We start from the raw sequence: 13197 nt of genomic DNA, 5'->3' as shown, positions 1-13197 counted from the left end.
TGGGCTATGGATACCATCATCAAGGCTATCGTCTTCCTGCCTTTGATCGGCTTTCTGGTCGCCGGCCTTTTCGGCAATTCGATCGGCGCCAAGGCTTCTGAATTTGTCACCAGCGGGTTGATGATCATCACCGCCGCGTTGTCGTGGTTCGTCTTCTTCGACATCGCGATGGGCGAGCAGGAACTGATCAAGGTTTCGGTGTTGCGCTGGATCCAGTCCGGCAGCTTCGACGTCGAATGGGCGTTCCGCGTCGATACGCTGACATCCGTCATGTTCGTGGTCGTCAACACGGTGTCGACGCTCGTGCATGTCTATTCGATCGGCTACATGCACCACGATCCGCATCGCCCGCGCTTCTTCGCCTATCTGTCGCTCTTCACCTTCGCGATGCTGATGCTCATCACGTCGGACAACCTGGTGCAGATGTTCTTTGGCTGGGAAGGCGTGGGTCTCGCGTCTTACCTCTTGATCGGCTTCTGGTATAAGAAGCCGTCGGCGAACGCTGCGGCCATGAAGGCCTTTATCGTCAACCGCGTCGGCGACTTCGGTTTTGCGCTCGGCATCTTCCTCGTCTTCGTGCTCTTCGGCTCGGTCAATTTCGAAACGATCTTTGCAGCAGCGAAGACCTACCTGCCGGCCGAAGGTGCCGCTGCAGGGGAGGCGGTCATCACGCTGTTCGGCATGCATCTCGACAAGGCCGATGCTATCACCGCCGCCTGCCTGCTGCTCTTCATGGGCGCGATGGGCAAGTCGGCGCAGTTCCTGCTGCACACCTGGTTGCCGGACGCGATGGAAGGCCCAACCCCGGTTTCGGCCCTCATTCACGCCGCAACGATGGTGACCGCCGGCGTGTTCCTCGTCGCTCGCATGTCGCCGCTGTTCGAACTGTCGCCGGATGCACTCACCGTCGTCACCCTGATCGGTGCGATCACGGCCTTCTTTGCCGCGACCGTCGGTCTCGTTCAGAACGACATCAAGCGGGTCATCGCCTATTCGACCTGCTCGCAGCTCGGCTACATGTTCGTGGCGCTTGGCGTCGGCGCCTATGGCGCTGCGATCTTCCACCTATTCACGCACGCCTTCTTCAAGGCTCTGTTGTTCTTGGGTGCGGGCTCCGTCATCCACGCCGTGGATGGCGAACAGGACATGCGCTACATGGGTGGCCTTCGGAAGCACATTCCGATCACCTACTGGACGATGTTCATTGGTACCATCGCGCTTACCGGCGTCGGCATCCCCGGCACGGTCATCGGCACGGCCGGCTTCTTCTCCAAGGACGCGATCATCGAATCGGCGTTCGCCGCCCATAGTGCAGTTTCCGGCTTCGCCTTCGCGATGCTCGTCATTGCGGCACTGTTCACCAGCTTCTATTCGTGGCGCCTGACCTTCATGACCTTCCACGGCAAGCCGCGCGCTTCCTCGGATGTCATGCATCACGTCCATGAATCGCCGCAGATCATGCTGGTGCCGCTCTACATTCTGGCCATCGGTGCACTGGTGGCAGGCTTCCTGTTCCACGACTATTTCTTCGGCCACCACTATGCCGAGTTCTGGCAGGGTGCCCTGTTCACCTCGGCCGAGAACGAGATCCTCGAGGAATTCCACCACGTTCCGACGTGGGTTAAGTGGAGCCCGTTCTGCGCCATGGCGCTCGGCCTGTTCACCGCCTGGTACATGTATATCCGCCGTCCTGATGTGCCGAAGTACCTGGCAGAGCAGCACCGCGGTCTCTACCAGTTCCTGCTCAACAAGTGGTACTTCGACGAGCTGTACGACTTCCTGTTCGTACGTTCGGCCAAGCGCCTCGGCGTCTTCCTGTGGAAGGAAGGCGACGGCCGGGTCATCGACGGCCTCGGCCCGAACGGGATTGCGGCACGCGTGCTTGATGTCACCGATCGTGTTGTCCGGCTGCAGACCGGTTACCTCTATCACTACGCGTTCGCCATGCTGATCGGCATCGCTGCGCTCGTTACATGGATGATGCTCGGGAGTTCCTTCTGATGACCGATTGGCCCGTACTTTCCGCGGTCACCTTCATGCCGCTCGTCGGCGTCCTGCTTCTCTTGCTGACAAGAGAAGACAGCGCCTACGGCCGCCGCAACATCCTCAATGTATCGCTGCTGACGACGCTCTTCACCTTCGCCGTCTCGGTCTACATCTGGTACCAGTTCGACAGCTCGAACCCAGGCTTCCAGATGACCGAGAAGCATGGATGGCTCGGCACCGGGATTTCCTATCATCTCGGCGTCGACGGCATCTCGGTGCTCTTCGTCGTACTCTCCGCGTTCCTCATGCCGTTCTGTGTGCTTGCAAGCTGGTTCTCGGTCGAAAAGCGCCTGAAGGAATACATGATCGCGTTCCTGATCCTGGAAACGTTCATGATCGGCGTGTTCGTATCGCTCGACATCGTGCTGTTCTACGTGTTCTTCGAAGCCGGCCTCATTCCGATGTTCATCATCATCGGCGTCTGGGGTGGCAAGGACCGCGTCTACGCCAGCTACAAGTTCTTCCTCTACACGCTGCTCGGCTCGGTGCTGATGCTGCTCGCCATCATGGCAATGTATTGGCAGGCTGGTACTACCGACATAACTGAACTGCTTGCCTATAACTTCCCGCGTGAAATGCAGACGTGGTTATGGCTGGCCTTCTTCGCCTCTTTCGCGGTGAAGATGCCGATGTGGCCGGTGCACACCTGGCTTCCCGACGCGCACGTTCAGGCGCCGACGGCAGGCTCCGTCATCCTGGCCGGCATTCTCCTCAAGCTCGGTGGCTACGGCTTCCTGCGCTTCTCGCTGCCGATGTTCCCGCTGGCCTCCGACTACTTTGCGCCGTTCGTCTTCACGCTGTCGGTCATCGCCATCGTCTACACCTCGCTGGTGGCGCTGATGCAGACCGACATCAAGAAGCTGATCGCCTATTCGTCGGTTGCCCACATGGGCTACGTGACGATGGGTATCTTCGCGGCCAACACGCAGGGCGTCCAGGGTGCGATTTTCCAGATGCTGTCGCACGGTATCGTGTCGGGCGCGCTCTTCCTTTGCGTCGGCGTCGTCTATGACCGTCTGCACACCCGCGAGATCTCGGCCTATGGCGGCCTTGTCAACAACATGCCGAAGTATGCCGTCGCCTTCATGGTCTTCACCATGGCGAACGTCGGTCTTCCCGGGACATCCGGCTTCGTCGGTGAAGTTCTGACCCTCGTCGGCGCCTTCCGCGCCAACACCTGGGTTGCGTTCTTTGCAACGAGCGGCGTGATCCTGTCGGCGGCCTATGCGCTCTGGCTCTACCGCCGCGTCGTCTTCGGCGCGCTGGAGAAGGAAAGTCTCAAGGCTCTGCTCGATCTTTCGGGCCGTGAGAAGGCGATCCTCTATCCGCTGGTGATCCTGACGATCTTCTTCGGTGTCTATCCGGCGCCGGTCTTCGATGCGACTGCAGCCTCCGTGGATCTGCTCGTCAATAACTACACCGCAGCCCTGCAGGCAGCGCAAAACGTTGCGCTTTCGGTGCAATGACCACAGGACGTGATTGGACATGACTGCTGAAACCCTCCTCGCTAGCCTGCAGCTCTCGATCCCCGAGTTGATCCTCGCCGTCGGTGCGATGGCGCTCTTGATGATCGGCGTGTTTGCCGGTGAAAAGTCGACGTCGACGGTCACCGGCCTTGCGGTTGCCCTTCTCATCATCGCCGGCCTCTGGCTCGTCCTGAAGACCGGAGAGGGCGAAGCTTATGGCGGCGCCTTCCTGTCCGATCCCTTCGCCAAGTTCATGAAGGTGCTGGCCCTGATCGGCTCGATCACCGCCATGGTGATGACGGTCGGCCATGCCCGCTCGTCGCAGATCGACCGTTTCGAGTTCCCGGTGCTTCTGGTGCTCGCCACGCTCGGCATGCTGCTGATGATTTCGGCCAACGACCTGATGTCGCTGTACCTGTCACTGGAACTGCAATCGCTGGCGCTCTACGTCGTGGCCGCGATCAACCGCGACAGCATCCGCTCGACGGAAGCCGGCCTGAAGTATTTCGTTCTCGGGGCGCTCTCCTCGGGCATGCTGCTCTACGGCATGTCGCTGGTCTACGGCTTCACCGGCCACACCGGCTTCGACGAGATTGCCGCTGCTCTGACCGCCACCGGCACGCCGTCGCTTGGCCTGATCTTCGGCCTGGTCTTCATCCTGGCCGGCCTTGCATTCAAGATCTCCGCCGTGCCGTTCCACATGTGGACACCGGACGTCTATGAAGGCGCGCCGACGCCGGTGACCGCGTTCTTTGCCGCTGCTCCGAAGGTTGCCGCCATGGCTATCTTCGTGCGCATCGTCATCAATGCGTTCGAGCCTGTTGTCGTGCAGTGGCAGCAGATCGTCGTCTTCATTTCGATCGCTTCGATGCTGCTCGGCGCCTTTGCGGCGATCGGTCAGAAGAACATCAAGCGCCTGATGGCCTATTCCTCGATCGGCCACATGGGCTACGCGCTCGTCGGTCTTGCGGCCGGCTCGATGGCGGGCGTGCGCGGCGTTCTGCTTTACATGCTCATCTACATGGTCATGACGCTCGGCACGTTCGCCTGCATTCTCGCCATGCGGCGCAAGGACGGCGAGAATGTCGAAAGCGTCGACGATCTCGCGGGCCTGTCGCAGACCAATCCCTTCATGGCCACCGTGCTCACCGTCCTGATGTTCTCGCTCGCCGGCATTCCGCCGATGGCAGGCTTCTTCGGGAAGTACTTCGTGTTCATGGCGGCGATCGAAGCGCATCTCTACGCGCTCGCGATCATCGGCGTGCTCGCATCGGTGGTTGGCGCCTATTACTACCTGCGCGTCATCAAGGTGATGTGGTTCGACGATGCCAAGGGCGAGTTTGCCCGCACGGCTGGCGAGCTTCGCTTGGTCTTTGGTCTCTCGGGCCTGTTTGTGCTTGGATACGTCCTGATCGGCGGTCCGCTCGGCGAAGCCGCTGAAGTCGCGGCTCGGACCTTCTTTTGATCGGCCTTGAAGGCGGCGGCCGGGGTTCGCTCGACGATTTCCGGCACGTCGCGCTGAATGAAGTCGGCTCTACAAACAGCGAATGCCTGACGCGGGCGCGCGAGGGAGACAGGGGAAACCTCTGGATCACCGCCGCCCGCCAGACAGGCGGACGTGGCCGACGTGGCCGGGCCTGGTTTTCAGAGCCCGGCAATCTCTATGCCTCACTCCTCTTGATTGAGCCGGCGCCCATCGAGTTGCTGCACTCGCTGCCGCTGGCCGTGGCGGTGGCGGTTCACAGGGCTATCCGCAAGGTGATGCCGCTTGCCGGCGCACCGGTCGAGATCAAGTGGCCGAACGATGTTCTCATCGACGGCAAGAAGACCTGCGGCATCCTGCTTGAAGGCGAGAGCCTGGCAGACGGCCGCCGCGCACTGGTTATCGGCTGCGGCATCAACATTGCCGTCACGCCGGACGAGGCGCTCTACCCGGTGACGTCGCTTCGCAACGAAGGCGCGTCGGTATCTCCGGACGAATTGTTCGCCCACCTCTTCCTGACTATGGCCGAAACGCTTTCCGTTTGGGACCAGGGCCGGGGTGTGGCAAACATCATAGACCAATGGCGGGCGGCAGCGCGCGGCATCGGCGAGACCATTACGGTGAACCTGCCGGACCGGTCGCTTTCCGGCCGCTTTGCCGGTATTGATCAGGACGGCCGGTTGATGCTCGATACGGGCTCGAACACGATGCAGACGATCGCCGCCGGCGACGTATTTTTCGGATAATCAAAACAAGGGCGCATCAAAACATGGCGCAAGAAGAAGAACTGGTGTTCTTGCCGCTCGGCGGCGTCGGCGAAATCGGGATGAACCTTGGCCTCTATGGCTATGGCAAACCCGGTCACCGACAGTGGATAATGGTGGATTGCGGCGTTACTTTCCCTGGACCGGAGCTTCCGGGCGTGGATCTGGTTCTCGCCGATATCAGCTTCCTGGCGGAAGAGCGCCGCAACCTCAAAGGCATCATCATCACCCATGCCCACGAGGATCACTATGGTGGCCTCAACGATCTATGGCCAGGGCTGAATGTGCCCGTCTATGCCTCGCCGTTTACGGCGGGCATGCTGGAAGCCAAGCGCGACTTCGAAAAGAGCCGTGGGGAAATCCCGATAACGATCTTCAAGCAGGGCGACCGCATCAATGTCGGTCCGTTCGAAATCGAAGCGGTCGGCGTCAACCACTCGATCCCCGAACCGATGTCGCTGATCATCCGCACGCCGCTGGGCGCGGTCGTGCATACCGGCGACTGGAAGATCGATCTTCAGCCATCGCTCGGCCCGCTCACCGACGAGCAGCGCTTCCGCAAGATCGGCGACGAAGGCGTGCTGGCGCTGGTCTGCGATTCGACCAATGCGCTTCGCGACGGCGTTTCGCCATCGGAGCAGGAGGTTTCCGCGAGCCTGACGGAGATCATCTCCAAGGCTGAAGGTCGCGTGGCGATCACCACATTTTCCTCGAATGTCGGGCGTATTCGGTCGATCGCGGAAGCTGCGGAAGAGGCGGGCAGGGACGTCCTGCTCCTTGGCAGCTCGATGAAGCGCGTCGTGGCTGTCGCCCGCGATCTCGGCCTGATGGAAGGCATCAAGCCGTTCCTCGCCGAAGACGAGTTTGGCTATGTGCCGCGCGACAAGGTCGTGGTCATCCTGACCGGCAGCCAGGGCGAACCGCGTGCCGCACTTGCCAAGATCGCCCGCGACGAGATGCGCAACGTAGCCTTCTCCGCCGGCGATACGGTTGTGTTTTCGTCGCGCACCATTCCCGGCAACGAGAAGGCGATCAACGATATCAAGAACGGCCTGATCGAGCAGGGCATCCACATCATCACCGACAGCGAAGCACTGGTGCACGTGTCAGGACATCCGCGCCGCAGCGAACTGCAGCAGATGTACCAGTGGGTCCGCCCGCAGATCCTTGTGCCTGTGCACGGCGAAGCGGCACACCTGACGGCGCATGGCGAACTTGGGCGTCAATCGGGTATCGCCAGCGTCCCGCGTCTTCGCAACGGCGAGATGCTGCGGCTGGCACCCGGTCCGGCCGAGGTCATTGACACCGTTCAGCATGGCCGAATTTACAAAGACGGCGCGCTGATCGGCGACTTCGAGGAGATGGGCATCGGCGAGCGCCGAAAGCTCTCCTTCGCCGGACATGTCTCCGTCAACGTCGTGCTCGACAATCGTTACGATTTCCTCGGCGATCCGGACCTTGTTGCCATCGGCCTGCCCGAGTTCGACGACGAGGGCGAGGACATGGAAGACACGCTCTATGACGCTGTGCTCGGTGCTGTCGAAAGCATCCCGCGCGCCAAGCGCAAGGATCTGGCCATGCTGCAGGAGGCGGTACGCCGCGCCGTGCGCAGCACGACCAACCAGATCTGGGGCAAGAAACCTGTGGTGACCGTGTTCGTCACCAAAGTCTGATTTTCTTCGAGCCCCCGACGCTATAGACGTGCGGGGGCTTGAAATTGGCGTGAAGGCTGGAGGATCGCGATGCTCGGACGTGTCAACCATGTGGCCATCGCCGTGCCGGATCTGGTATCGGCGACGGAGAGTTACCGCACGACGCTCGGCGCGACAGTAACCGAGCCTCAGGCCTTGCCGGAGCATGGCGTGACGGTTGTGTTCGTCACGTTACCCAACACCAAGATCGAACTGCTGGAACCGCTTGGTGACACCTCGCCGATTGCCGCTTTCCTCGCCAAAAATCCGTCCGGCGGCGTGCATCACATCTGCTACGAGGTCGAGGATATCCTTGCCGCCCGTGACACATTGAAAGCGTCTGGCGCACGCGTTCTCGGTGACGGCGAGCCGAAGATCGGTGCCCATGGCAAGCCGGTGCTCTTTCTGCATCCCAAAGATTTTCAAGGCACCTTGGTCGAACTTGAACAGGTGTGACAGTTGATCGCGCGATGCCGGTTTGTGTGATCGCATCCATGGCGTTATAAGCAGGTCAGAATGTCGAGAGGATTGTTCCGGAGAGGGCCAGTGTGCCCTTCGAGCGAGGTCCTCACCAGGAGCCGGAAATGCCGCTTTTTTCCACCTTTGCCATCTACTTCATTATCTGGTGGCTGACGCTGTTTGCCGTGCTGCCGCTTGGCGTGCGCACCCAGGCGGAGGAAAACGAAGTGGTTCCCGGCACCGTCGAAAGTGCACCGGCGCGGTTCCGTGCCAAGCGCGTTATCCTGCTGACGACTGCGATCGCGGCGGTCATCCAACTCGCCTGGTACATCGTTTCCGTGCGGCTCGGCTACGGCATTGACAGCATTCCGCGCTTCTATCCGAAGTTCTACTGAGGCGATCACCGGGACGTGCGCGGACGCTTGAGATCCGCGTTTTCCGGCCGATGCCGTCCGCTTGCGAATAATCCCCAGCTAAGTATCTGGATTTTTCGACTGCACGGGTCCTGTAAGGTCGCTCTGGCTGCGCGCCGCGGGAAACCAGGGCAATCCTACGATTGACCGCCCTGAAATTGACACAGTTCAAGAAAGTGGTGCTGCTTCGCTGCCGCCTCGCTTGGTGAAAGGCAAAAAAAAACAAGGCTTAAAGCCTTGTTTTTCAAGTATCGCGTGATCTCTAATCCGTTTCCGGCGGCAGCGACGAAGCGCGCCTAAGATCTTATCCTCCCAAGACTTGACCGCGAAAGTCGGCAAGAATTTAGACTTCATGCCTGTTTTGTGAGCCGAAATTAGCCCAAACATTGGGCGATGTCACTCTGTTTTTTTGCATTTCTGCTACAGTTGGATAAAATTTCTCCGTTGACAAGCATCGTCGCAATCCTGTTACTAGCGTGCTCTTTTGACGCAGCTTTTGGTCTGCCGTTCCTCCTTCAGATCTCTCTATCCGCTCTGTGCTATTCCCACCGCAAGCAGGGTTTTCATCCGGGCGCGAAGCGGTTATGAACGCAGGGCTCGGATAGGTTCCAGCCGATTTGTCGGTGACGGAAATTTGAGAGCCGACCCCAAGAAGCAATGGTCGCCTTTGCCTGTTTTGGTGAGACCGGCGTGCCTGAGCTCAACGTCATTTTGCCCGAATCCGTCGATAGTGCGACGTTCATCAAGTTTTGGAACCCGTCATGCGCCTGTCCCGCTTTTTCATGCCCATCTTGAAGGAAAATCCGAAGGAAGCGGAAATCGTTTCCCACCGTCTTATGCTCCGGACGGGCATGATCCGGCAGCAGTCCTCGGGTATTTATACCTGGCTGCCACTCGGAAAGCGGGTTCTCGACAAGGTCAATGCGATCGTCCGCGAGGAGCAGAACCGCACCGGCGCAAACGAGCTGCTGATGCCGACGCTGCAGTCCGCCGAGCTTTGGCAGGAAAGCGGCCGCTATGATGCCTACGGCAAGGAAATGCTGCGCATCAAGGACCGCCAGGACCGGCCGATGCTCTATGGGCCGACCAACGAGGAAATGATCACCGACGTCTTCCGTTCCTACGTGAAGTCCTATCGCAGTCTGCCGCTCAATCTCTACCATATTCAGCTGAAATTCCGCGACGAGATCCGCCCGCGTTTCGGTACCATGCGCTCGCGCGAATTCCTGATGAAGGACGCCTATTCCTTCGATCTCGACCGCGAAGGCGCCGAGCACGCCTATAACAAGATGTTTGCCGCCTACCTGCGCACCTTCTCGCGCATGGGATTGCGCGCCATTCCGATGCGCGCAGACACCGGCCCGATCGGCGGCAATCTCAGCCACGAATTCATCATTCTCGCCGAAACCGGTGAGTCCGAAGTGTTCTGCCACAAGGACTTCCTCGGCTTCGACATTCCCGGTGAAGATACCAATTTCGACGATGTCGCCGGCCTGAAGGCGATCTTCGACAAGTGGACGTCACGTTACGCCGCCACCTCGGAAATGCATGACGAGGCTGCGTTCAACGAAGTCGCCGAAGGCGACCGCGTGTCGGCACGCGGCATCGAAGTCGGCCATATCTTCTACTTCGGCACCAAGTATTCCGAAGCGATGGGCGCCAAGGTTCTCGGTCCTGATGGCAAGGAGCACACGGTCCACATGGGCTCCTACGGTATCGGCCCGACACGGCTGGTTCCGGCGATCATCGAGGCGTCGCATGACGACAACGGCATCATCTGGCCGAAGTCGATCTCGCCGTTTGATGGCGTGATCATCAACATGAAAGCGGGCGATGCCGCTTGCGACGCAGCCTGCGAGACGCTCTACTCGAAGCTCGGCGCTGCCGGATTCGACGCGCTGCTCGACGATACGGACGACCGCGCCGGCGCCAAGTTCGCGTCGGCCGATCTGATCGGCGTGCCGGTCCAGATCATCGTTGGGCCACGTTCGATCGCTAACGGCGAAGTCGAGCTCAAGGATCGCAAGACCGGTGAGCGCGAGACCATGACTGTCGAGGCGGCCCTCAACAAGCTGATCGCGACGAAGTAAGTGAGGCAAGGGGAGGCAGGATGACCGCCGTGACGGAAGATCAGGTGCAGGCTGCTGGCCAGTCCGCAAAGTCCGCCAGCCGCCCCTTTTCCGCCTTTGAGCGCATGGTCGCGTGGCGCTATCTGCGCTCGCGGCGTAAGGAAGCCTTCATTTCGGTGATCGCCGGCTTCTCTTTCATCGGCATCATGCTCGGCGTGGCGACGCTGATCATCGTCATGGCGGTGATGAACGGCTTCCGCACCGAACTCATCTCGCGCATCCTCGGCATCAACGGCCACATGATCGTGCAGCCGATCGATGGCCCGCTCAACAATTATGCCGAGCTTGCCACGCGCTTTTCCGGCGTGAAGGGCGTGACGATGGCGATCCCGCTCATCGAGGGGCAGGTTCTGGCGCAGGGCGTCAGCGACAGCTCGACCGGCGCTCTCGTGCGTGGCATCCGCGCCGACGACCTCGGCAAGATGAAGTCGGTCTCCGACCATATCCAGTCCGGCGATCTCGTCGGCTTTGCCGCCGGCACCGGCGTTGCGATCGGCTCGCGAATGGCCGATCAGCTCGGTATCCAGGTGGGCGGCACCATCACGCTGACATCGCCGAACGGCGACGTGACGCCCATGGGCATGAACCCGCGGGTCAAGGCGTATACGGTTTCGGCGATCTTCGAGATCGGCATGTCGGAATATGATTCGTCGATCATCTTCATGCCGCTGGAGGAATCACAGCTCTTTTTCAACGCAGAGGGGCTGGCGCAGCAAATCGAAATATTCGTCGAGCATCCCGATATGGTCGATGAATTGCGCAAGCCGGTCGAAGATGCCGCCGGGCGGCAGATCTTCATCACTGACTGGCGCGACCGCAACAAGACGTTCTTTTCCGCGCTCGAGGTCGAGCGCAACGTGATGTTCATGATCCTGACGCTGATCGTTCTGGTCGCGGCACTGAACATCATCTCCGGCCTGATCATGCTGGTGAAGGACAAGGGGAGCGACATCGCCATCCTTCGCACCATGGGGGCGACCTCCGGGTCGGTCATGCGCATCTTCTTCATGACCGGGGCTGCGATCGGTGCGGCGGGAACCGTAGCCGGTGTGCTGCTTGGCGTCGTCGTCTGCCTGAATATCGAGTCGATTCGCCAGTTCTTCTCCTGGATTTCAGGTACGACGCTGTTCAGCCCGGAACTCTATTTCCTGAGCCAGCTGCCGGCGGACATGAACGCCGATGAAACGATCCTCGTGGTCGTCATGGCCCTCAGCCTGTCGTTCCTTGCCACCATCTTTCCGGCATGGCGCGCCTCGCGTCTCGATCCCGTGCAGGCCCTGCGGTATGAATGACAAGGACAACAACTGAATGAATGCGCGCGTGGCACTGCAGCTTTCGGGCATCGAGCGTACTTACGGGCAGGGGGACACCTTCCTGTCGATCCTCAAAGGGGCGGACTTCACGCTGAAAAGCGGTGAAACCGTAGCACTGGTGGCACCGTCGGGCACCGGCAAGTCGACGCTGCTGCACGTTGCTGGCCTCTTGGAGCGCCCGGATGGCGGAAAGGTCGTCGTCAATGGCGTGACCTGCGACGGTCTCAACGATGACCGGCGGACGGCCATCCGCCGCAACGAGATCGGCTTCGTCTACCAGTTCCATCATCTGCTTCCGGAGTTTACCGCTCTCGAAAACATCATGATGCCGCAACTGATCGCCGGGCTCGGCAAGGCTGAGGCCGCCGAACGGGCAAGGGCGCTGCTCGATTATATGCGTATCGGTCATCGCGCCGATCATCGCCCGTCGGAGCTCTCGGGTGGCGAACAGCAGCGCGTGGCGATTGCCCGCGCCGTCGCCAACGCACCGCTGGTGTTGCTGGCCGACGAGCCGACCGGAAACCTTGATCCGGAAACTGCAGGCTATGTTTTCGAGGCACTCGAGGCCTTGGCGCGTCAGTCGGGTCTGGCAGCTCTGATCGCCACGCACAATCACGAGCTGGCATCGCTGATGGACCGGCGGGTGACGATCGAAGACGGAAAGGTCGTCGAGCTGAAGTAACGCTGAGCGCGTTTGCGGCTCAAACGGGTCCGTGCAAATGCTCCACCGCTCTGCCTCGACGCATTTCCTGACGAAGCCGTTTCGCAGTTTCTAGAGGGTGAAACAGACAAAGCCGGTGTTGAATGCGACGGCCGATATCGAGAACATCCCGCTTTGAAGCGTCTTCACTGAAGGCGGATCAGAGGTTCCAGAATCAAAGTGCTGGAGGGTCCTGAGTGCGTTCTTCCGAACGCCCGTGCCCAAGCGCCGGCTCCATTGCCTAAGGCACGATGAGACCGCCTCGATAGTCGAGTTCATAAGCCTCTTCGCCATCCACAAAGATAACCTCCCGTCCGGAAAAGTGCTCCGTATCTCCGCGGCTGTTGTCGATGTAAGTGCCGTAGGCGTGCCGATATTGCATTCCCCCGAGGAAATGCCGCTTTTCGCGATACATGGTTTCGAGCGCTGTCTTGATGACGATGCCGGCGCGCTCCGCATCGATCAGATCAGGCCTGACAACGTGACCGAAATAGTTCATGACCCAGCGGGTATCGTCCCCGAACCAAACGGTTTCCTGGCCGGCAAAATCCGTTCCACCGAAATAACTGTCTAGATACCGCCACCGGTCGCGCTGATAGCCGATATCGCGCGCCCCTGTGCGCGAAGGCGGCTGCGCGGTACCGCCACCGACATACGCCTTCGATTTGGCTTCCACGATGAAGTCCTTGAGCTCTTCGGTACTGGCCATGAGAACACCCTGTTTGTTCACACG

11 protein-coding genes are annotated in these 13197 nt (G+C 60.2%); 10 read left to right on the top strand and 1 reads right to left on the bottom strand.

What is annotated here, in order from left to right; all coding sequences use genetic code 11:
- Positions 1-6 precede the first annotated feature (6 nt).
- The 10 genes from nuoL (at position 7) to BLJAPNOD_RS16555 (ending at position 12446) form a co-directional block, all read left to right on the top strand.
- Complete coding sequence (gene nuoL / locus BLJAPNOD_RS16600; protein ID WP_115420531.1) at positions 7-2001, top strand: NADH-quinone oxidoreductase subunit L; 1995 nt, start codon at positions 7-9, stop codon at positions 1999-2001.
- Positions 2001-3512 (top strand): NADH-quinone oxidoreductase subunit M, encoded by a 1512-nt coding sequence (locus BLJAPNOD_RS16595; protein WP_077498483.1) that lies wholly within the window; start codon positions 2001-2003, stop codon positions 3510-3512. The genes nuoL and BLJAPNOD_RS16595 overlap by 1 nt, the downstream gene beginning before the upstream one ends.
- A gap of 19 nt (positions 3513-3531) precedes the next feature.
- Positions 3532-4977 carry an NADH-quinone oxidoreductase subunit NuoN gene (gene nuoN, locus BLJAPNOD_RS16590; protein WP_077498482.1) on the top strand — a complete coding sequence of 482 codons (1446 nt, stop codon included), beginning with the start codon at positions 3532-3534 and terminating at the stop codon, positions 4975-4977.
- Positions 4977-5741 (top strand): biotin--[acetyl-CoA-carboxylase] ligase, encoded by a 765-nt coding sequence (locus BLJAPNOD_RS16585; protein ID WP_199566003.1) that lies wholly within the window; start codon positions 4977-4979, stop codon positions 5739-5741. Before nuoN ends, BLJAPNOD_RS16585 begins: the two co-directional genes overlap by 1 nt.
- A 23-nt stretch (positions 5742-5764) precedes the next feature.
- A complete protein-coding gene (locus BLJAPNOD_RS16580) occupies positions 5765-7432 on the top strand; it encodes a ribonuclease J (protein ID WP_115420529.1) in 1668 nt (555 codons plus the stop codon).
- A 69-nt stretch (positions 7433-7501) separates the two neighbouring features.
- On the top strand, positions 7502-7906 hold the full coding sequence (mce, locus tag BLJAPNOD_RS16575) for a methylmalonyl-CoA epimerase (RefSeq protein ID WP_115420528.1): 405 nt from the start codon (positions 7502-7504) through the stop codon (positions 7904-7906).
- A 128-nt stretch (positions 7907-8034) separates the two neighbouring features.
- A complete protein-coding gene (locus tag BLJAPNOD_RS16570; RefSeq protein WP_025426599.1) occupies positions 8035-8304 on the top strand; it encodes a DUF1467 family protein in 270 nt (89 codons plus the stop codon).
- A gap of 779 nt (positions 8305-9083) precedes the next feature.
- A complete protein-coding gene (gene proS / locus BLJAPNOD_RS16565) occupies positions 9084-10412 on the top strand; it encodes a proline--tRNA ligase (RefSeq protein WP_115420527.1) in 1329 nt (442 codons plus the stop codon).
- 20 nt (positions 10413-10432) lie between these two features.
- Positions 10433-11743 carry a lipoprotein-releasing ABC transporter permease subunit gene (locus BLJAPNOD_RS16560; RefSeq protein ID WP_077498477.1) on the top strand — a complete coding sequence of 437 codons (1311 nt, stop codon included), beginning with the start codon at positions 10433-10435 and terminating at the stop codon, positions 11741-11743.
- Between the two features lie 16 nt (positions 11744-11759).
- Entirely contained in the window at positions 11760-12446 is a 687-nt protein-coding gene (locus BLJAPNOD_RS16555; protein WP_077498476.1) for an ABC transporter ATP-binding protein, read from the top strand.
- Between the two features lie 259 nt (positions 12447-12705).
- On the opposite strand, the gene BLJAPNOD_RS16550 is transcribed toward BLJAPNOD_RS16555, so the two are convergent.
- Positions 12706-13173, bottom strand: a complete 468-nt coding sequence (locus BLJAPNOD_RS16550) for a DUF5680 domain-containing protein (protein WP_115420526.1) — start codon at positions 13171-13173, stop codon at positions 12706-12708.
- Positions 13174-13197 lie beyond the last annotated feature (24 nt).

It is taken from the genome of Ensifer sp. M14 (assembly GCF_003355565.1).
Lineage (GTDB): Bacteria > Pseudomonadota > Alphaproteobacteria > Rhizobiales > Rhizobiaceae > Ensifer.
The sequence above is the reverse complement of the archived record's forward strand: the minus strand, read 5'-3'. Positions and strand labels throughout refer to the sequence as shown.

Excerpts from the sequence above, each read along its gene's own strand:
- nuoL (WP_115420531.1), top strand. The coding sequence starts at position 7 with ATGGATACCATCATCAAGGCTATCGTCTTCCTGCCTTTGATCGGCTTT.
- BLJAPNOD_RS16595 (WP_077498483.1), top strand. The coding sequence starts at position 2,001 with ATGACCGATTGGCCCGTACTTTCCGCGGTCACCTTCATGCCGCTCGTC.
- nuoN (WP_077498482.1), top strand. The coding sequence starts at position 3,532 with ATGACTGCTGAAACCCTCCTCGCTAGCCTGCAGCTCTCGATCCCCGAG.
- BLJAPNOD_RS16580 (WP_115420529.1), top strand. The coding sequence starts at position 5,765 with ATGGCGCAAGAAGAAGAACTGGTGTTCTTGCCGCTCGGCGGCGTCGGC.
- mce (WP_115420528.1), top strand. The coding sequence starts at position 7,502 with ATGCTCGGACGTGTCAACCATGTGGCCATCGCCGTGCCGGATCTGGTA.
- BLJAPNOD_RS16570 (WP_025426599.1), top strand. The coding sequence starts at position 8,035 with ATGCCGCTTTTTTCCACCTTTGCCATCTACTTCATTATCTGGTGGCTG.
- proS (WP_115420527.1), top strand. The coding sequence starts at position 9,084 with ATGCGCCTGTCCCGCTTTTTCATGCCCATCTTGAAGGAAAATCCGAAG.
- BLJAPNOD_RS16560 (WP_077498477.1), top strand. The coding sequence starts at position 10,433 with ATGACCGCCGTGACGGAAGATCAGGTGCAGGCTGCTGGCCAGTCCGCA.
- BLJAPNOD_RS16555 (WP_077498476.1), top strand. The coding sequence starts at position 11,760 with ATGAATGCGCGCGTGGCACTGCAGCTTTCGGGCATCGAGCGTACTTAC.
- BLJAPNOD_RS16550 (WP_115420526.1), bottom strand. The coding sequence starts at position 13,173 with ATGGCCAGTACCGAAGAGCTCAAGGACTTCATCGTGGAAGCCAAATCG.